Origin of the sequence: Thioalkalivibrio sp. ALMg11, from assembly GCF_000377905.1 — a bacterium.
GTDB lineage: Bacteria > Pseudomonadota > Gammaproteobacteria > Ectothiorhodospirales > Ectothiorhodospiraceae > Thioalkalivibrio.
This window is the reverse complement of record NZ_KB898874.1, coordinates 1-20,087: the sequence shown is the minus strand read 5'-3', so window position 1 is coordinate 20,087 and position 20,087 is coordinate 1. Positions and strand designations below refer to the sequence as shown.

17 protein-coding genes are annotated in these 20,087 nt (G+C 66.6%); 12 read left to right on the top strand and 5 right to left on the bottom strand.

The features are described from left to right. Positions 1 to 26 precede the first annotated feature (26 nt). The 8 genes from D578_RS0107615 (at position 27) to hpnC (ending at position 9,466) form a co-directional block, all read left to right on the top strand. Positions 27 to 887: a PhnD/SsuA/transferrin family substrate-binding protein gene (locus tag D578_RS0107615; protein WP_026289243.1), complete on the top strand. Its 861-nt coding sequence runs from the start codon at positions 27 to 29 to the stop codon at positions 885 to 887. A gap of 458 nt (positions 888 to 1,345) precedes the next feature. Then, complete coding sequence (locus tag D578_RS0107610; RefSeq protein ID WP_018949375.1) at positions 1,346 to 4,138, top strand: EAL domain-containing protein; 2,793 nt, start codon at positions 1,346 to 1,348, stop codon at positions 4,136 to 4,138. A 108-nt stretch (positions 4,139 to 4,246) separates the two neighbouring features. Further along, positions 4,247 to 4,867, top strand: a complete 621-nt coding sequence (gene wrbA / locus D578_RS0107605; RefSeq protein WP_018949374.1) for an NAD(P)H:quinone oxidoreductase — start codon at positions 4,247 to 4,249, stop codon at positions 4,865 to 4,867. Between the two features lie 132 nt (positions 4,868 to 4,999). Beyond that, complete coding sequence (locus D578_RS0107600) at positions 5,000 to 5,392, top strand: DoxX family protein (RefSeq protein WP_018949373.1); 393 nt, start codon at positions 5,000 to 5,002, stop codon at positions 5,390 to 5,392. A gap of 82 nt (positions 5,393 to 5,474) precedes the next feature. Further along, on the top strand, positions 5,475 to 6,809 hold the full coding sequence (locus D578_RS0107595) for a TRZ/ATZ family hydrolase (RefSeq protein WP_018949372.1): 1,335 nt from the start codon (positions 5,475 to 5,477) through the stop codon (positions 6,807 to 6,809). Between the two features lie 299 nt (positions 6,810 to 7,108). Then, positions 7,109 to 7,867, top strand: coding sequence for a bifunctional 2-polyprenyl-6-hydroxyphenol methylase/3-demethylubiquinol 3-O-methyltransferase UbiG (ubiG, locus tag D578_RS0107590; RefSeq protein WP_018949371.1), 759 nt, complete (start codon positions 7,109 to 7,111; stop codon positions 7,865 to 7,867). Further along, entirely contained in the window at positions 7,864 to 8,553 is a 690-nt protein-coding gene (locus tag D578_RS0107585; RefSeq protein ID WP_018949370.1) for an HAD hydrolase-like protein, read from the top strand. Before ubiG ends, D578_RS0107585 begins: the two co-directional genes overlap by 4 nt. Positions 8,554 to 8,602: 49 nt before the next feature. Next, a complete protein-coding gene (gene hpnC, locus D578_RS0107580; protein WP_018949369.1) occupies positions 8,603 to 9,466 on the top strand; it encodes a squalene synthase HpnC in 864 nt (287 codons plus the stop codon). 48 nt (positions 9,467 to 9,514) lie between these two features. Here the strand turns inward: hpnC and D578_RS0107575 are convergent, their stop codons facing one another. Then, positions 9,515 to 9,712 (bottom strand): DUF2283 domain-containing protein, encoded by a 198-nt coding sequence (locus tag D578_RS0107575; RefSeq protein WP_018145559.1) that lies wholly within the window; start codon positions 9,710 to 9,712, stop codon positions 9,515 to 9,517. Between the two features lie 301 nt (positions 9,713 to 10,013). Continuing rightward, a complete protein-coding gene (gene hemN / locus D578_RS0107570) occupies positions 10,014 to 11,402 on the bottom strand; it encodes an oxygen-independent coproporphyrinogen III oxidase (protein WP_018949368.1) in 1,389 nt (462 codons plus the stop codon). Between the two features lie 178 nt (positions 11,403 to 11,580). On the opposite strand from hemN, the gene hpnD reads away from it, so the two are divergent. Genes hpnD through D578_RS0107555 form a run of 3 tightly spaced genes read left to right on the top strand, consistent with a single transcriptional unit; the run spans position 11,581 to position 14,577 of the window. Then, on the top strand, positions 11,581 to 12,441 hold the full coding sequence (hpnD, locus tag D578_RS0107565) for a presqualene diphosphate synthase HpnD (RefSeq protein WP_018949367.1): 861 nt from the start codon (positions 11,581 to 11,583) through the stop codon (positions 12,439 to 12,441). 4 nt (positions 12,442 to 12,445) lie between these two features. After that, positions 12,446 to 13,792, top strand: a complete 1,347-nt coding sequence (gene hpnE / locus D578_RS0107560) for a hydroxysqualene dehydroxylase HpnE (protein ID WP_018949366.1) — start codon at positions 12,446 to 12,448, stop codon at positions 13,790 to 13,792. Further along, the gene (locus D578_RS0107555) at positions 13,789 to 14,577 is read left to right on the top strand and encodes an SDR family NAD(P)-dependent oxidoreductase (RefSeq protein ID WP_018949365.1); all 789 of its coding nucleotides are present in this window, start codon (positions 13,789 to 13,791) and stop codon (positions 14,575 to 14,577) included. Before hpnE ends, D578_RS0107555 begins: the two co-directional genes overlap by 4 nt. Positions 14,578 to 14,589: 12 nt before the next feature. On the opposite strand, the gene D578_RS0107550 is transcribed toward D578_RS0107555, so the two are convergent. The 3 genes from D578_RS0107550 to D578_RS0107540 form a co-directional block, all read right to left on the bottom strand. Continuing rightward, positions 14,590 to 16,899 (bottom strand): YgiQ family radical SAM protein, encoded by a 2,310-nt coding sequence (locus tag D578_RS0107550; protein ID WP_018949364.1) that lies wholly within the window; start codon positions 16,897 to 16,899, stop codon positions 14,590 to 14,592. Between the two features lie 139 nt (positions 16,900 to 17,038). Then, entirely contained in the window at positions 17,039 to 17,437 is a 399-nt protein-coding gene (locus tag D578_RS0107545; protein ID WP_018145553.1) for a globin, read from the bottom strand. Positions 17,438 to 17,556: 119 nt separating this feature from the next. Next, entirely contained in the window at positions 17,557 to 19,119 is a 1,563-nt protein-coding gene (locus tag D578_RS0107540) for a glutamate synthase-related protein (protein WP_018949363.1), read from the bottom strand. Positions 19,120 to 19,237: 118 nt separating this feature from the next. On the opposite strand from D578_RS0107540, the gene pdxH reads away from it, so the two are divergent. Beyond that, on the top strand, positions 19,238 to 19,882 hold the full coding sequence (pdxH, locus tag D578_RS0107535) for a pyridoxamine 5'-phosphate oxidase (RefSeq protein WP_018949362.1): 645 nt from the start codon (positions 19,238 to 19,240) through the stop codon (positions 19,880 to 19,882). Positions 19,883 to 20,087: the final 205 nt, after the last annotated feature.

Below are 20,087 nucleotides of genomic sequence, written 5' to 3'. Positions count from 1 at the left end.
GGCTGGCATTCGCCATCCTGCTCTGGATTGGGAGCGCCCCGGCTCAGGCACAAGCCCCACTCACCTTCGGGATTCAGCCATTTGCCAGCCCGCCAGCGCTGTTCAAACGCTACGCACCCCTGCGCGACTGGCTCGGAACCGAGTTCGGCCAGCCGGTACGGCTCGAATCCGCGCGCGACCTGCCGACGCTCCTCGCTCGCAGCCGAGAGGGCCGCTACGACCTGATCCTCGTGGCACCGCATGTCGTGCCACTGCTGACGGGAAACGGGCCCTACCGCTTACTGGCACGCAGCGAGGAAGAGCTGGCCATGGTCCTCCTGGTTCGGCCCGGGGGTGTCATCGATACGCTTGCCGGCCTCGCAGGCCGATCCCTCGCAGTCCCGTACAAGGAAAGCCACGCGGCAACCCTCGCACGCAGCCTGACTGACTCCCGGGACTGGCCCGACCTACCCGGCCCGCCCAGGTACCTGCACTATCATCACAACAACGCGGCAGTGGTCGCATTCCAGCGCGGAATCGCCGATGCCCTGGTCATGATCATCGAGGGCAACGTATTGCCGGCACGCCCGGATGCGGGGGAACACCACGAACGGCACCTGTCACTGGGCGACGGAAGCCTGGTACGTATCCTCGCCCAATCCGAACGGTTCCCGGGACTTACCCTCCTGGTACACAAACGGCTGGATGGCCATACGCCTCGGCTGCACCATCATCTGACCACTCTGCAGGAGAGCCCGTCCGGCACAGCACTCCTGAGGCATATCCGGCACCGCGGATTCATCGAGGCACATGCCGCCGAGTACGAGCCATTTCAGGGTGCCCTGGAGGACCTGGAAACCAAATTCGATCTCCAGCCCCCCATCCCGGCCGAGAAGTCGACCCCGTAAGTCCAGCCAGTAGCACCGATCACGCCCGCCGCGGTGACTGCCGTGCAGTCATTCTGCACAAGGGAGCCGCAACGCCGTGCGCGCGCAAAAGTGGCCGAGCCCCTGCATTCAATGGTTTGTGGGGTTGGTGCCCCAGGTTCCCCGATCCTGCGTTGCGCCCCTTGCCGGTAGAACCACTACCGGCTGCGGACCGCGCCTTGTCTCGGAAAACCTGGGGCACCAACGCGAACGTGTACATTAATCATGTGTTTCCCTAGCCTTCCCCGAAATTCAAAGCGGAACAGACATCCGCCGTCCAGTACCGTTAAAATAATCAGGATCACATCAATTACCGCACCACGCGGTGACTCTGGCGCGCACGCAACCCGGATTCCGTCGATGCCCCTTCCCGGCCCGGCTCCAACCAGCTCTGGCCCAATCTCCGCCTGCATCGCCCCACAGGCGCCGGCGCCCCGCGCATGCGTCTGAATTTCGCCTGGCAGATCATCATCGGCACCGTCGCGATCCAGGTCGCGATGGTCGCAGCGCTGATGTTCAGCGGCATCTCCCAGGTGCAGCAGAACCAGTCGCAGATGCTGGAACGCTTTGCCGAGCAACAGGGCCGTCTGCTCTCCAGCGCGTTGACCCCCGGGCTCGCCTATGCGGATCCGGCGATGCTGCAGGACCTGCTCGAGCTCGTCGCGGACGACTCCCATGTCCTCTACGCCGTGGTGCTCGACGCCCAGGACCAGCCGATGGCGTCGGTTGGCATCTCACCGGACAGCATCCCGGAACGCGCGGACGGCACTCGCACCACGCCCGGGCAGATCGAAATCCTTCGCGACATTAATCTGGCCGGGCAACCGCTTGGGATCCTGGCGGTGGGCTATTCCACCGATGCCATCGACGCCCTATCCGCCACCCTCCTGCAGCGCAACGTCCTGCTGGCGCTAGGCGTGCTCGTGTTGTCCATGCTGGCCGCGGTGGTCTTCAGCCTGGTTATTACTCGCCGCCTGCGCCTGCTGAACCAGGGCGGCAAGGCGTTGCAGAGCGGCCGCCTGGACCACCGCATCCCGGTGCGGTCGCACGACGAGTTCGGCGACCTCGCACGCACCTTCAACGATGTCGCCGCCCACCTGGGGTCCACCCAAACAACCCTGGAACAGCAGAACCAACAACTGAACCGCTCAGTCGCCCGCCTGGAGTCCATGCTCGGCGGCGCCAACGCGATCTTGTGGGAGGCTGATCCGCGCACCCACGAATGGGAGTTCGTGTCCGGCGACACCCGCCGTCTGCTGGGCTTCCCAGCCCACAACCTGGGCCGGGGCGAGCTGCGCGCCCGGCATATCCACCCGGCCGACCTGCCGCGCGTGCAGAACGCCGCCCGCGAGAGCCGGACCAGCCCGCGCACGGTGGACTACCGCTTCGCCCATCGCGACGGCCAGTGGATCTGGCTGCGAGACATCCTCTCCTGGGCCCGTGACGCGGACGGCCGGGAGAGCCTGCGCGGCCTGACCCTGGATATCACCACCCACCGACGCACCACCGATGCACTGGCGGAAAGCGAGAACCGCTACCGCGACGTGGTGGACCACATCTCCGAGGTCATCTTCCGTACCGATGCCGAAGGCCACTGGACCCTGCTGAACCCAGCCTGGGAGGCCCTCACGGGGTTCAGCGTGGAAGAGACACTCGGCCGCCCGCTGTGCGACTTTGTAGCCCCCGAGGACCACGACGACGCCCATAGCTTCTGCGCAACCCTCCTCGAGGGCAGCTCCCATTCCCAATCCGAGGAGATCCGTCTGCGCACCCGCGACGGCGACATCCGCTGGGTCAGCATCTATGCCAGTGCCCGCTTCGATGACCACGACCAGGTGACGGCGACCTTCGGCACGATGACCGACATCTCCGATCGCAAGGAGGCCGAGGACGAGATCCGGCGCCTCGCCTTCTTCGACGGCCTGACCCATCTGCCCAATCGGACCCTGCTGCACGACCGGCTGGGTCAGAGTCTCGCCAATACCGAACGCAGCCACTTGCACGGCGCACTGCTGTTCATCGATCTCGACAATTTCAAGGACATCAACGATACCCTCGGCCATGCGGTCGGCGACGACCTGCTGCGTCAGGTGGCCAAGCGCATGCTGGACTCCGTGCGCGAGGCAGACACCCTCGCCCGCCTCGGTGGCGACGAATTCGTCATCATCCTCAACGATCTGCACCCGGACCCGGCACGCGCGGCCACCCAGGCCGAGGCCGTGGGTCGCAAGCTCATCGAGATCTTGCGCGACCCGTTTGACCTCGCCGGACACAAGCGTCACGTGACGCCCAGTATCGGCGCCACGCTGTTCAGCGGGCGCAGCCTCGGCGTGGAGGAGATCCTCAAGCAGGCGGACCTCGCCATGTACCGGGCCAAGAACGCCGGGCGCAACACCGTGCGTTTCTACGACCCCGAGCTGCACCGCGCCGTCGAGGCCCGATTCGAGCTGGAGAGCGAGCTTCGTCACGCCCTGGATCAGGATGCCTTCAGCGTGCACTACCAGCCACAGGTAGACACGTCGGGTGCGGTCATCGGGGCCGAAATCCTGCTGCGCTGGAAGCATGCCACCCGCGGAATGATCTCGCCCGCCGAGTTCATTCCCGTGGCCGAACAGACCGGTCTGATCGTCCCGATTGGTCGCAAGGTTCTGCGCGCGGCCTGTGAACAGCTGGCCGACTGGAAGCACCAGCCCGCCTTTCGGGACCTCACCCTGTCGGTCAACGTCAGCGCGCGCCAATTCCAGCACAAGTACTTCGTGCGCGATCTGGCCGAGACGCTAGAGGCCACCGGCGCCCCGGGGCACCGCCTGAAGCTCGAGCTGACCGAGAGCATGCTGCTGGAAAACGTGGAGACCGTCATTGCCCACATCGAGGAACTGCGGACCTTCGGCATCGAGTTCTCCCTGGACGACTTCGGGACCGGCTACTCCTCTCTCGCCTACCTCAAGCGACTGCCCCTCGCTCAGCTGAAGATCGATCAGTCCTTCGTACGCGATGTCCTGGACGACCCCAACGACGCCGCGATCGCCCAGATGGTGGTCAACCTGGCCCACACCCTCGACCTGGACGTCATCGCCGAAGGTGTGGAGAACGACCAGCAGCGTGCCTTCCTGTTCGGCCTCGGCTGCCGCCACTTTCAGGGCTACCTGTACGGCCATCCCGACACACTGGCCGAACTTGAGGCCCAGGTACTGCGCCAGGCCGGCAACGAAAAACCCGCAGCCCACCGTTAACCATTCGCATTCTCCGAATCGTTGGAGCCGTTTTTCGCCATTTTCATTCGTATAAACCGGATCTAAGGTACCGGGTAGTCCAACCTAGCCAACCGGAGGCGACTCGCCATGGGCACCAAGATCCTGATCCTGTACTACTCCACCTGGGGCCACATCGAGCAGATGGCCGAAGCCGTGGCCCGCGGCGCCCGCGAGGTCCCGGATACCGAAGTCACCATCAAGCGCGTCCCCGAACTGATGCCCGACGACGTGGCCCGCAATGCCGGCGCCAAGCTCGACCAGGCCGCCCCCATCGCCAAACCGGAAGAACTCGCGGACTACGACGCGATCATCATCGGCACCCCAACCCGCTTCGGCCGGATGGCCGCGCAGATGGCCAACTTCCTCGATCAGACCGGTGCCCTGTGGTTCGGCGACAAGCTGGTCGGCAAGGTCGGGAGTGTGTTCGGCTCCACCGCCTCGCAGCACGGCGGCCAGGAGACCACCCTGATCTCGACCATCGTGAACCTGCTGCACTACGGCATGACCGTAGTTGGTCTACCCTACACCGAGAAGCGCATGCTCGATCTCAACGAGGTCTGCGGCGGCACACCCTACGGTGCCACCACGCTGGCCGGCGGCGACGGCTCGCGCCAGCCGAGCGAGAGCGAGCTGGGCATGGCCGCCTCTCAGGGGCGTCACGTCGCCGAGGTCGCTCGGGCCCAGCGCCTGGGGCGCGACGCCGGCTGACCGGAGCAGCGCATTCCCGCGGGGGCAGGCACCCTAGTCGGGGCGATTGCAACCTGCGAACCCGGGCGGGCACAGGGCTCGGCCACAGCGACCGCGGACTGCCATCCGCAGCACGACAAGGAGAGACTGGAAATGGACAACACCCTGGACGACAGTGGCAAGCTCGTACTCCGCCTGGCCCTCGGGATTATGATCCTGCTGCACGGCATCGCCAAGCTGACCGGCGGGATCAGCGGCATCGAAGGCATGGTTACCAACGCCGGACTCCCGGCGATCATCGCCTATGGCGTCTACATCGGCGAGATCCTCGCCCCGATCCTCGTAATCATCGGCCTGTATTCGCGCATCGGCGCGGTGATCATCGCCATCAACATGGTCTTTGCCATCGCGCTCGTCCACACCCACGAGGTCTTCCTGCTCACCGCGACCGGCGGCTGGGCACTCGAACTGCAGGGCATGTTCCTGTTCGCGGCCATCGCCCTGGCGCTGACCGGCCCGGGCCGCCTGGCGATTAATCGCTGGTAGTCCCGGCCGTTTCCCGGGGCGGCGCAATGCCGCCCCTTTCGGGTACCATGCGCGACCCTGGCCCCCGCGCAGATAGTCCGCCATGAACAACGCCCAGACGCTGATCCTCGGCGCCCCGCAGATCCTCCCGGTCATTCCCCGCGATACCATCCTGCGGGATCACGCCCTGGTGATACGCGACGGCGTAATCGAAGCCATCGAGCCGCAAGCCACCGCTCGCGCAAATCACCCCGACGCCGAGTACCGTGAACACCCCGGACAGATCCTGATCCCGGGCCTGGTAAATGCCCATACCCACTCCGGCATGAGCCTCCTGCGTGGCATCGGCAGCGACCGCCCGCTGATGGAATGGCTCAAGGGCTACATCTGGCCCGCCGAGGGCAAGCTACTCTCCCCCGAATTCGTACGCGCAGGCACCCGCCTCTCCATTGCCGAGATGCTGCGCGGCGGCACCACCTGCTTCAGTGACATGTACCTGTTCGTGGACGATGCGGCCCGGGTGGTCGAAGAGACCGGCATCCGCGCCTCGCTGGGCCTCACCGTGTTCGACTTCCCCACGCCCTGGGCAAGCACGGCAGACGAATACTTCCAGCGCGGCGCAGATGTCGTCGCGAACTGGGGGCACCATGAGCGGATCGCCTTCAATGTCGCCCCGCACGCGCCGTACACCGTGGGGGATACAAGCCTGGAGCGCGTGGCGGCCCGTGCCCGCGAGCTGGGCGTCCCGATCCACATGCATGTCCACGAGACGGCCAGCGAGGTCGCCGACGCCCTGCGCGACCATGGAGAACGCCCCCTGGCCCGCCTCGCACGCCTTGGCATGCTGGACCAGCCCTTCATCGCGGTGCACATGACCCAGGTCGACGATACCGACCTGGACCTGTTGCGCGAACGCCCGGTCTCCATCGCCCACTGCCCGGAATCCAATCTGAAACTGGCCTCCGGCTTCTGCCCGGTCACCCGACTGCAGGCCGCGGGCATCAACGTCGCCCTCGGGACCGACAGCACCGCCTCCAACAACGATCTCGACATGATCGGCGAGATGCGCACCGCCGCACTGCTGGCCAAGGGCGTCAGTGGCGATGCCGCCGCCCTGCCCGCTACCGCCGCCCTGGAGATGGCGACCCTCGGGAGCGCTCGCGCCCTGGGCCTGGAGGACCGAATCGGCTCCCTGGAGCCCGGCAAGCAGGCCGACGTGGTCGCCGTGGATCTGCAGGCGCTGGAACTGCAACCGGCCCACGACCCCAGTGCCCAGATCGTTTATGCCGCGACCCGCGATGCCGTGCGTGATGTCTATGTAGCCGGACGACCGTTGCTACGCGACCGCGAACTGCTTACGCTGAACCTGCAGGATCTCCACGCCGAAGCCGAATACTGGCGCATCCGGGTGCTGGAAACCCAGCAGCCCACTGCCTGAGGGAAACACTGATTAATGTACACGCTCGCGTTGGTACCCCAGGTTTTCCGAGACAAGGCGCGGTGCGCAGCCGGTAGTGGTTCTACCGGCAAGGGCCGCAACGCAGGATCGGGGAACCTGGGGTGCCAACCCCACAATCCATTGAAAGACGGGGCTCGGCCGCTTTTGCGCGCGCACGGCGTTGCGGCTCCCTTGTGCAGAATGACTGCACGGCAGTCGCCGCGCCTTGTTCGCACGCAAAAGCGACTCGAGCGCGAGCGTGTACATTAATCAGTGTTTCCCTGAGCGAGATAGACGCCATGAGCCCCGAATCCCACTCCCAGACCCATTCCCAGGCCCCTTCGCACGCGAACGTCGATAGCGCCGAGATCCACAAGTTCACCCATCGGGCCCGCGAGTGGTGGGACCCGAACGGCCCCTTCGCCACGTTGCACGCGATCAACCCGTTGCGCCTGGAGTGGATCGACGGCCAGGCCGACCTGGCCGGAAAGAAGGTGCTGGATGTAGGCTGCGGCGCCGGCATCCTCTCCGAGGCGATGGCGGTTCGTGGCGCGCAGGTCACGGCGCTGGACGCCGGCGCCGAACACCTGGAGGTGGCGCGCGAACACGCGGTTGAGGCAGGGCTTGAGATCCACTACCTGCACACCACCGCCGAGGCCCACGCGGAACACCACGCTGGTGACTATGACATCGTCACCTGCCTGGAGATGCTCGAACACGTGCCCGATCCGGACGCCGTGATCGACGCCCTGGCAACGCTCGCGCGCCCCGGCGGCTGGCTGTTCCTGTCCACCATCAACCGCACCCCGCGCGCCTTCGCCGAGGCCATCGTGGGGGCGGAATACCTACTGCACATGCTGCCTGCCGGCACCCATGAGTACGGGCGTTTCATCCGTCCGTCCGAACTGGGCACCGCCCTGCGCCGCCACGGGTTCGAGGTCACCGCGATGACCGGCCTGACCTATTCGCCTCTGAGCGGCCGTTATCGCCTGGTCGCCCGCACCGACGTGAACTACCTGATGGCCGCCCGGCGGGGCGAAGCCGGCAGCGACGAATGACACGCGAACTGGGATCGGTCCTGTTCGACCTCGATGGGACCCTGCTGGACACCGCCCCCGACATGCACGCGGCCCTGGTCACCCTGATGGCCGAACAGGACCGTGCGCCGCTGGCGTTCGACATCGTGCGCAATCATGTCTCCCACGGCTCCCGGGCCCTGGTCGATCTCGCCTTCCCGGACGCCGACCCCGCCTTCGCGGAGCACCTCAAGAAGCGCTACCTGGAGATCTACGCCCGCGACCTGTGCCGGGCCACCGCCCTGTTTCCCGGACTCGCGGAGCTGCTGGATGCCTGCGAGGCGCGCGGCTGGTCCTTCGGCGTGGTCACCAACAAGCCGGGCTGGCTGACCGACCCGTTGCTGGAGGCTCTCGGTCTGCATTCGCGCATGGCGGCCGTCGTCAGCGGCGATACCCTGCCCCAGCGCAAGCCCGCCCCCGAACCCATGTGGCTGGCCGCCCGACAGACCGGCCTGCCGCCGGAACGCCACTGCTACTGGGGCGATGCGGAACGCGACATCGCAGCCGGACGGGCCGCCGGCATGTCCACCCTGATCGCCAACTGGGGCTACATCGACCCGGACCAGAACCCGGATCAGTGGGGTGCCGACGCCGCCCTGGAACAGCCGGACGACTTCTGGACCTGGTACGCCAACGGCCCCGCCACGGAGCCCGGACTTGCGAGCTGAATCCGCACCCCTTCACAGCCCGCACTCTGGCAAGCGAGCCTGAGCCCCCATGTCGAACGATATCCGTGCGGCCTACCGGCACTGTCGCCAGCGCGCCAAGGCGCATTACGAAAACTTCCCCGTCGCCTCCTGGCTGCTGCCTAGCCGGCTGCGCGGCCCGGTGGCAGCGATCTACTGCTTCGCCCGCGATGCCGACGACCTCGCCGACGAGGACCCGCGCCCGATCGCCGAGCGCCACCAGGCGCTGCTGGCGATGCAGGAACGCGTGCAGATCCTGGAAGACCCCGCCGCCGAGCACGAACCCGAATGGATTGCCCTGGCCGACGCCCGCGCCCGCTTCGACCTCCCGGCCGCGCCGTTCTCCGACCTGATCGACGCCTTCCTGCAGGACCTGGAACAGACCCGCTACGCGACATTTGGCGAGGTGATGGACTACTGCCGGCGCTCGGCCAACCCGGTCGGTCGGCTCATGCTGCACCTGAACGGCAACCCGACCGACGAGATGCTGGGCTACTCGGACGCCATCTGCTCGGCGCTGCAGCTGATCAACTTCTACCAGGACCTGCAGCAGGACCTGCGGGAGAACAACCGCATCTACCTGCCGCAGGAAGAGATGGACCAGTACGGCGTGACCGAAGCGATGCTGGCCGCCGGGCAGACCACCTTCCAGCTACGCAACCTGATGCAGTTTCAATACGCCCGCGCCGACCGTCTGCTGCGCGCCGGGGCGCCGCTGGGCGGCCTGCTGCGCGGACGCATGGGGCTGGAGATCCGGGCGATCATCAACGGCGGGGCACGCATCCTCTGGCGTCTGCGCCAGCAGGACGACGTCTTTGCCCGACCGCGCCTGCGCACCCGCGACGCCTGGATCATCCTGAGCCACAGCCTTCGGCCGCGCCGCCGAAGACCGTAGGGATCGAGCCGCCGAGAACCCCTGGTTAAGCTGAGGGCTTAAAAGGCATCAAGCGGCAATGCCCTCGACCGTAAGGTGCTGGAGGTCAGTTCGTTCGCTTGCGTGCTCAAAGGTAATGGCGCAAACACCACCACTGGCATCGACATCCAGGGTAGTGTTCTCGTCAAGCGAGCGGGTTTCGGCCACGCTATCGCCTCGGAATTCGATATAAAGCGTATCCGTATCCCCGAAGTACTGGAGTTTCATGGCTGGAACCCTCGATCGAAAAAGGCGTTGTGAACGGTTTCTCCATCCGGCAGCAGAACAACGCGAAGGTAGCGTCCTTCAGCCTCCTCGACACGAGCCCATCTGCGGATACGCCCATCGCCTTGGACTTCTTCGCACAACGGTTGGTCGATTGCACTACTGATCCAGTGATCCCGGATCATTCGCCGATCCGGCCTCTCGCGTACAGTCTCGAAGTAACGTGTCGTCTTCACCGGAACGTCCCTGTTACCGGTTGCTATTGTTCAAAGCTTCCGCCGAGAACGGATCGCCGTCAAGCCGCTCACACTACCTTGCTGTAGCGCTGCGCGCTCTCCGTCTTCAGGTAGGCGTCGAAGGCCATGGCGACGTTGCGCAGCAGCAACCGCCCGCGCGGCAGGATTTCCAGGCGCCCCGCGCCGATGCGTACCAGTCCATCGGCCTCCATGCCCTGCAGCCGCTCCAGTGCATCCCCAAAGACCTCGTCGAACACGATCCCGTGGCGCGCCTCGATCGCGGCGAAATCGATGCGCGAGTGGCACATGAGTTCGGTAATCACGTCCCGGCGCAGCCGATCGTCGGCACTCAGTTCGAGTCCGCGAAAGACCGGCAGGCGCCCGGCATCCAGCCGCGCGTAATAGGCATCCAGTTCGCGCAGGTTCTGGCTGTAGGTGGCTCCCACCTTGCCGATGGCCGTCGGCCCCAGTGCCACCAGGTCGTACTCCGCCCGTGTGGAGTAGCCCTGGAAATTGCGCTGCAGCGTCCCGGCGCGCTGGGCCGTGGCCAGTTCGTCGTCCGGCAGGGCGAAGTGATCCATCCCGATGTAGACATAGCCGGCATCGGTCAGGCGAGCGATGGTGGTCTCGAGGATCGCCAGCTTCTCCGCGGCGTCCGGCAGGTCGGCCTCGCGAATCTGGCGCTGGGTCTTGAACATCTGCGGCAGGTGCGCGTAGTTGTAGATCGCGAGGCGCTCCGGGCGCAGCTCCAGTGCGCGCTCCAGGGTGGCGGTATAGGTCTCCACCGTCTGCAGCGGGAGGCCGTAGATCAGGTCCAGGTTGGTGGATTCGAAGCCGTTGGCCCGCGCCTGCTCCACCGCCCGCGCGGTCACCTCGAACGGCTGGATGCGGTTCACCGCCCGCTGCACGTTCGGGTCGAAATCCTGCACCCCGAGACTGATCCGGTTGAAACCCAGCTCACCCAGCAGCGGGATGGTCCCGGGCCGCACCGCGCGCGGGTCAATCTCGATGGAGAACTCGCGCGCATCACTTTCGTCCAGGCGGAAGTTCCTCCCCAACGTCGCCATCACCAGGCGCAGGTCTTCATCGCCAAGATAGGTCGGCGTGCCGCCCCCGAAGTGCAGCTGCCCGACGGTGCGTTCCCGATCGAACAACTCGCCCTGCAACTCGGCCTCGCGTTCCAGATACTGCAGGTAGCGCTGGGCGCGCTGGTAATTCCCGGTGATGACCTTGTTGCAGGCGCAGTAGAAGCAGACCGTGTCGCAGAACGGGACATGCACGTACAGCGACAGGGGGCGCGCCGGATCGGCCCCGTTGGTCGCCTGGGCCGCCTCGGCGTAAGCCCGGTCGTCGAAGCCCTCGTGAAACTGCGGTGCGGTCGGATACGACGTATACCGCGGCCCGCTCACGTCGTAGCGGCGCAGGATTTCGGGATCAAACACCAGGCGTTGTTCCATTGGGAGCTCCACAGCCGTGCGCCGCGCACTCGCGACCTTGGTTCGACAGACTACGACCGCACCCCGGGCCCGGGCTTGATACAGGTCAATAATCGGCCTTCAGGGCGCCCTCTCCCGCCCCCTGTGCTGCCTGTGCTAGCCTTCTCCTCCCTGTTCGACACCCGCCACGCGAGAGCGCATGTCCCCCGACGAGTATTGCGAGGAGAAGGCCGCGCAAAGCGGCTCCAGCTTCTACTACGCGTTCCGCTTTCTGGAACCGGATCGCCGTCGCGCCATCACGGCGCTGTACGCCTTCTGCCGGGAAGTCGACGACATCGTCGACGAGGTGAGCGAGGAAAGCATTGCGCGCACCAAGCTCGACTGGTGGCGCCAGGAGGTCGAACGCCTGTTCACGGGCGAACCACGCCACCCCATCACCCAGGCCCTGCAGCCCCACATCGCCGCCTTTGATCTCGGTCGGGAGTATTTCGACGAGATCATCGACGGCATGCAGATGGACCTGGATTACGACAGCTACCCGGACTTCACCACGCTGTCGCTGTACTGCTATCGCGCGGCCAGCGTCGTGGGCATCCTGTCCGCCCACATCTTCGGCTACAGCGACCGGCGCACCCTCAAGTACGCCCATGACCTCGGCATGGCACTACAGCTCACCAACATCCTGCGCGACGTCCACGAGGACGCCATGCGCGGCCGCGTGTATATCCCCATGGACGAGCTCGGTAAGCACGGGGTCAAGCCGGAGGAGTTCCAGGTCAACATCACCGACGACCGCCATCGCGCCCTGTTCGCGGAGCAGGCGGAACGGGCGCAACGCTACTACGACCGCGCCGAGGAGCACCTCCCGGACGCCGACCGCTACGCCCAGCGCCCCGGCCTGATCATGGCGGCCATCTACCGCACCCTGCTCGACGAGATCACCGACGACGGCTATCGCGTACTGGAACACCGCGTGCGCCTGACCCCGATCCGCAAGCTTTGGATCGCGTGGCGCACCGCCCGCCGCCTGAAGCGCGAACAACGCCACCGCGCGTCCTGATCCCATGACCTCCGGCTCACCCCACGCGCCCGTCGTCGTGGTCGGCGCGGGCTGGGCCGGCCTGACCGCCGCACTGACCCTTGCGCGTGCCGGGCAACCGGTGCACCTGATCGAGGCCGGCAAGATCCCCGGGGGCCGTGCCCGCAGCCTCAACCTGGACGGCACCCCGCTCGACAACGGCCAGCACATCCTGGTCGGAGCCTGCCAGCAGACCCTGCAACAGATCCGTTCGGTCGGGATCGACCCCGAACAGGCGTTTCATGCCCTGCCCTTTGGACTGCGCATGTTCGAACCGACTGGCCGGCCGCAGGACCCGGCGTTCGTGCTCGAACCGCGTTCGCCCCGGTTGCCCGCCCTGGCCGCCGCCCTTTACCGGGCGCTCCCGAAGCACACTCTGAGTACCCGGCTGCGCGCCCTGACCGGTGCCGCCGCCATGTTGCACAGCCCCCTGCGCGACGATCTCCCGGTCCTCGACTGGCTACGCCAGCGCCATCAACCCGACGCCCTCATTCGCAGCCTGTGGGACCCGTTGTGCCTGGCGGTCATGAACACCCCGACCCGAATAGCCTCGGCCCGGATCTTCCAGAACGTCCTGCGCCTGGCTCTCAACCATGGCCCGGAGGCCGCACGCCTTCTCGTGCCCGCACGGCCACTGGGCGAGCTGTTCCCGGAACCTGCGGTAAAAGAACTCCGGAAACGTGGAGCACGGGTGGATCTCGGCCGCCGCATTACCGCAATCGAGCACAACGCGACCCGCGAATCCGCCCCCTACCACCTGTGCGACCGTCAGGGCGTGACGAGCCCGGCGCGCGGCGTGGTCCTGGCGACCCCTCCCGCCGCCGCCGCTTCCCTGCTACCGCAGGAAACGGGCTGGGATGCCACGCACCAGGGCCTGAATGCCATGGGCGCCCGCAGCATCTGCACGATCTACCTGCGCTATGCGCGGCGCCTTGATGAGCTCCCGCCACTCCAGGGGCTGCTGGACCAGCACGGCCAATGGCTGATCGCGCGGCATGTCGCCGGGGCACCACACTGGCTGGCCGTAGTGATCTCCGCGGCCGACGACCTCGAGCCGTTGACGGCGGATGCGCGATGGCGCACCGTCGCCCGCTCCCTGACCCAAACCTTCCCCGATCTGGGCGAACCCGAGACCGGCCACAGCGTGTGTGAACGCCGCGCGACGCTGGACGCGCAAGCCGGCCTGGATCCACGCCGACCGCCGGGCCGTACGCCCTGGCCGGGGTGTTATCTGGCAGGGGATTACCTCACGTCTGCACTGCCGTCTACGCTCGAAGCGGCCGTACAATCTGGACTAGAATCGGCGCACCTGTACCTGGAGGATCACCCTTGACCGATCTCGATATTCCCCGCCTGCTCGCCTACCGCCCCGAACCCGGCGCCTTCGATCAGCGCGTGATCCTGGTCACCGGCGCCGCCGACGGCATCGGCCGCGCGGTTGCCGAGGCCTGTGCCGCGGCCGGCGCGATCGTGGTGCTGCTGGACAAGGACCTGAAGGGCCTGGAGGCGGTCTATGACCGGATCGAGCAGGCCGGTTACCCGCAGCCGGCGATCTACCCGCTGAATCTCGAAGGGGCGACGGTCAAGGACTATGGCGACCTGGCGGAGAACATCCGCGACTCCCTCGGCCGCCTGGACGGGCTGGTACTGAACGCGGGCTGGGCCGGCGCGCTGATGCCGATGAAGAACTACGACCCGGAACTGTGGTTCAAGGTCATCAACAGCAACCTGCACGGCCCGTTCTTCCTGACCCAGGCCGTCCTGCCGCTGCTGGAGGCCAGCCCCACCGGGAGCCTGGTAGTGTCCACCCAGAACGCCCGAAAGGCCTTCTGGGGCGCCTTCGGCATGGCCAAGGCGGCCCAGGACGGCCTGATCGACATCCTGTCTCACGAGCATCGCAACGAACCGCGCTTCCTGCACGTGAACGGTATCGACACCGGCCCCGTGCGCACCCGCTTCCGCGCCGGCCATTATCCCGGGGAAAACGCCGACCTGCTGCCCGCGCCCGAGGCCGTGGTCGGTCCCTACCTGTACTTCCTGGACCCCGGCGACCGCACCACCTCCGGTCTTAACATCAGTCTGGAAGGCCAGGTCCCGGTACCCGACGCGGCGTCCTGACACGCATGGGCGTCAGGCGCGCGGCCGTTTTCCGGCCGGGCGCCCTTTACGCACCTTCCCACCACCCGTGCGCGGCTTGCCGCCCTTGGGCGTGGCCGAACGCGCCCCGGCCTTGCCCGCTGCTACTGGCTTGCCGCCGGGGCGTGCTGCGGCCTCGACGCCGTTGTGCTGCGTCTGGAAGGTCTGGCCGCGCTTTTTCAGCGCCTTGCCGCCACGGGTGATCCGCCCGCCGGTGGACGGTCGTGCCGCTCCCTGCCCCGTCCCAGCCGGCTGCCAGGTCGGCACCAGCTGATGCTTGCCATTGCCGATCAGGTCCGCACGCCCCATGCGTTGCAGGGCATCGCGCAGTAGCGGCCAGTTGTTCGGATCGTGATAACGCAGGAACGCCTTGTGCAGACGCCGCGCGCGCGACCCGCGAGGCACCGGGACGCGTTCGCTGGTCTTGCGTCGGATGCCGCGCAGCGGGTCGCGCCCGGAATGCCACATGGCGGTCGCCAGGGCCATGGGACTGGGCAGAAATGCCTGCACCTGATCCGCGCGAAAGTCGTTTCGCTTGAGCCAAAGCGCCAGCTGCAGCATGTCCTGGTCGGTCGTGCCGGGATGCGCAGCAATGAAATACGGGATCAGGTACTGCTCCTTCCCGGCCGCCTTCGAGTACTTCTCGAACATGGCCTTGAACCGGTCATAGGTCCCCATTCCCGGCTTCATCATGCGGGAAAGTGGCCCTGTTTCCGTATGTTCCGGCGCAATCTTCAAGTAGCCACCCACGTGGTGGGTCACCAGTTCCTTCACGTATTCCGGTGACTCGATCGCCAGGTCGTAGCGCAGTCCCGAGGCGATCAGGATCTTCTTGATGCCCGGTAGCGCCCGCGCCTTTCGGTACAGACGGATGAGCGGGGCGTGGTCGGTATCCAGATTGCTGCAGATGCCCGGGTACACGCAGGACAGCCGCCGGCAGCTCTGCTCGATCTTCGGGTCCTTGCAGGCCAACCGGTACATGTTGGCGGTCGGCCCGCCCAGATCCGAGATCACGCCGGTGAACCCGTCCACCTTGTCGCGGATCTCCTCGATCTCGCGCAGCACGCTGTCCTCGGAACGGCTCTGGATGATCCGTCCTTCGTGCTCGGTGATGGAACAGAACGTACAACCACCAAAGCAGCCGCGCATGATGTTCACCGAGAAGCGGATCATCTCCCACGCCGGGATGCGCGCATCCCCGTAGGACGGATGCGGAGCCCGCGCATACGGCAGGTCGAACACCGCGTCCATCTCGGGTGTCGACAGCGGGATCGGCGGCGGATTGAGCCAGACCTCCTTGTCCCCATGGCGCTGCACAATCGCGCGGGCGTTGCCCGGGTTAGTCTCCAGGTGCAATACCCGCGAGGCATGCGCATAGAGCACTGAGTCGCCCTTCACCTGCTCGAAGGCCGGAATACGGATCACCGTTTGGTCGCGCGGGGTGCCGCGCGGGATATCCCGGTGAAACCGCACGACCTTCGCACCCGCCTCCGCTTCTGCCGCCTGGGCATCCTGTGCCTCGGCATCGGCGCAAGTCTCGGGCGAGACCATGGCGTAGGGGTCGGGGTTGGCATCCACCGGCCCGGGAGTATCGACCTCGCTGGAATCCAGCTCCACATAGCCGGCCGGCACCGCGTCACGCAACAAGGCCGTCCCGCGCAGGTCCGTGATCTCGCGCGGGTGCTCGCCCGCAGCGACGCGATGCGCCAGTTCCACCAGGGCGCGCTCGGCGTTGCCGAACAGCAGGATGTCGGCCCGCGAATCCAGCAATACGGAACGGCGCAGCTTGTCCTGCCAGTAGTCGTAGTGCGCGATACGCCGCAGGCTGGCCTCGATCCCGCCGGCAACGACCGGCACATCCTTGTAGGCCTCGCGGGCGCGCTGGGCGTACACGATCACCGCGCGGTCGGGGCGCTTGCCGTGCACGTCGCCCGGGGTATAGGCATCGTTGGAGCGGATCTTCCGCTCCGCGGTGTAGTGGTTGACCATCGAGTCCATGTTCCCGGCGGTCACGCCGAAGAACAGGTTGGGCCGCCCCAGGGCCCGGAACGGCTCGGCCGAGGTCCAGTCCGGCTGCGCCAGAATCCCCACGCGAAACCCCTGCGCCTCCAGCAACCGGCCGATGATCGCCATGCCGAAGCTCGGGTGGTCCACATAGGCATCGCCGGTCACCAGCACGATGTCGCAGCTGTCCCAGCCGAGATCGTCCATTTCCTCGCGCGTGGTTGGCAGAAACGGCGCCGTGCCAAAGCGCTTGGCCCAGTAGGGCTTGCGGGCGAACAGGGAATCGGGTGCTGCGGACATGACCAGGCTTCTTCCGGCAGGCGCCGGCAACAGGAAATGCGCGCATTACACGCCCGGGGCGCCCGGAGATCAACAGGGCACGCCCGCGGGCGGGACTTCGTAGTGGGTGACCGGGCCGCAGGAAACGGCCCGGCTCGCGTCAGTAGCGCTCGATAAACAGATCGATCGCCGGACTCAGCGCGCCGCGCCAGCGCTGCGCAAGCGACTCGTCCCAGCGCGGATCCACCTCGCGGGCGGTCTCCACCATGCAGTTCAGCCACACCCCGTACAGCTCCGGCGCCACCGGCACGCGCCCATGGCGACTATGCACCTCGGCCATCTTTTCCATGGTCGGCGCCACGAAGCTCTCGCCCTCGGCATAGCTGATCGCGGTGGAGATCGCCTGGCCCAGGGCCCGCTTCTGCTGCGACCAGTTGGTGGTCGTGAACGCCTGCGCCACCCGCTCGTCGGCGGCGAGAAAGCGTTCGTAGAAGCGATCCACGAAGTTGCCGGCCCGCCGACAACGCCCGTAGCTCTGGTGAACGTCGGAGTAGCTCATCAAAACCCCCATTCCCGAAAAAGCGCGATTCTACCGGGATTGTTCCGAGCGGGGCTAATCCAGATCACCCCCGGGAGCACAGGAACACATCGGTGTTTCCCGGCTCCAGAGGATGGCCATCAACGTCCCTCGAGAACCCCTGCGTACTGGATACCGGCGAGACGTGCGAGATCGCGATCGAACGTGGTCAGATCATTCGGCCCGAAGTCCTCCAGACTTGCGTGCCCACAGGCCCGCGCCAGTACTTTCATCAACTCGGTGGAACCATTCAGGAAGCGCTCCAGCCGCTCGCTCCCCTCCTGCGGGTCCAGCCGGCTGCGCAGTTTCGGATCCTGGGTCGCCACACCACTGGGACACTGATTGGTATGGCACATCCGGGCACTCACGCAGCCCACGGCCTGGATCGCCGAATTGGCTAGTGCAATACCATCCGCACCGAGGGCCAGGGCCTTCACGAAGTCCGCGGGCGTGCGCAGACCACCGGTGACCAGCAAAGTCACCCGTCCGGTGGCCCCGTTGGCATCCAGGAAGCGCCGCGCCCGGGCCAGCGCCGGGATGGTGGGCACACTGATGTGATCGCGCAGCAGGGCCGGCGCGGCGCCCGTGCCGCCGCCTCGGCCATCCAGGATCAGGTAGTCGGCGCCGGCCTCCAGGGCAAAGGCCAGGTCCGCCTCGATGTGGTTGGCCGACAGCTTGAAGCCGACCGGCACGCCACCGGTCTTCTCGCGCACCGCGTCGGCAAACCGGCGGAAATCGGCCGGGCTCTGCAGATCGGCATGGGCAGCGGGTGAATGGGCATCCTGCCCCGCCTCAATCCCGCGTACCTGCGCAATCTCGTCACTCACCTTGCGGCCCGGCAGGACACCCCCCATCCCGGTCTTCGCGGCCTGCCCGGCCTTGAAGTGAAAGGCCTGGATCTTCTCCAGCACCGCATCGGAGTAACCAAACTGCGCCGGCCCCAGCTCGAACAGGTAGCGGGAATTCTCTGCCTGTTCGGCATCCAGCATGCCGCCCTCGCCCGAGCAGATACCGGTCCCGGCCCGCTCCGCCCCGCGCGCCAGGGCGATCTTCGCCTCGCGCGAAAGCGCACCAAAGCTCATGTCCGACACCAGCAGGGGGATCTTCAGCTCCAGCGGGCGCTTCGTATCGGGCCCGATCACCAGCGAGGTGCCCACGTCGGCATCTTCGTCGAGCGGGCGTGTGGCCAGTTGCGCCGCCAGGAGCTGCAGCCCGTCCCAGGCGGGCAGCCGATCGCGTGGCACGCCCATGGCCACCGTTGTGCCATGGCGTCCCACCCCCTCCAGCCCGTCGCGGGCCAAGGCGTGGATCCACTCGACATGCGGCTCGACCTCACTGTTACGGGGGCTCGGGGCCTGATCTCCCTGATCCGATGCCTCGGAATCCCCTTCCGCCGCGCTCGCGGGCTGACCCACCGCGTCCTCATCGAACTGCGCATGCGTCCCGTCGCAGTACGGCAGGTTGCCGGACTGCTTGCACTGACACAGGTACGCCTCGCCGTCTTCTTCCGCGGTAAACAACAGGGGCTCGATCCCTGTGCCCTCGTGCGAGCCGTCGCAGAACGGCTGATCCTTCGAGCGCCCGCAGCGGCAAAAGGCATACTCCTCGCCCTTTTTCAGTTCTACTCCCCGGGGTTCCACTGCGGCGATAATCGATTCAGCCATCGGATGCTCCTTGCGTTCGGTTTGATCGTCCACAACTGTGACAGCCAAAGTCGCACAAATTTCCGATTCCCCGCCGGCGCCGTATGATGACGTCGTCACATCCAGCCCAGGGGGCCCCATGAGCACCGCCGACCACCGCCATACCCGCCGCGATTACACCCGTGCCGAACTGCGCCGCCGCGACCTCCACGAGAATCCGCTGAGCCTGCTCAATGACTGGCTGGAGGCCGCCCGCGAGGCCGGAAACGCGGACCCCACCGCCATGATCCTGGCCACCGCCGACGCCGACGGCCAGCCCTCCGCCCGCACCGTCCTGCTCAAGCACGTCGATCCCGAGGGCCTGGCCTGGTACACCGACTCGCGCAGCCGCAAGGGTCAGGACCTGAACGAAAACCCGCACGCCGCCCTATTGTTCTACTGGCCCGAGACCGAGCGCCAGATCCGGGTCGAAGGCCCGGTCACCGCCCTCCCGGGCGAACTGGCCGATACCTACTTCCACCAGCGCCCGCGCGGCAGCCAGATTGCCGCGGCCGCGTCGACCCAAAGCCACCCGGTCGCCGGCCGCGACGAACTCGAGCAGCGTGTGCGTTCGCTGGAGCAGCAATACCCGGAGGGCGACATTCCGCGCGACCCCGCCTGGATCGGCTATCGCCTGCAGCCCGAACTGTTCGAATTCTGGCAGGGCCGCCCCAATCGGCTGCACGACCGGTTCCAATACCACCGCGTGGGCAGCGAGTGGGAGATCACCCGCCTGATGCCCTAAGGGAGACGCTACCGCTCGGCCAACCGAATCTGCTAGGATTCGCTCCGTCGTAGCGGCTCGACCCCGCGCGGCAAGCAGATTCGGAGCCACGGCGCAAAGCCCCTCCGTGCCGGTCTCGAAAACCGTTGTACTCTCGCGAGTACCGAGGGTTCGAATCCCTCCCTCTCCGCCAAATACAAGGACTTACGGGCGACACACGAGGATC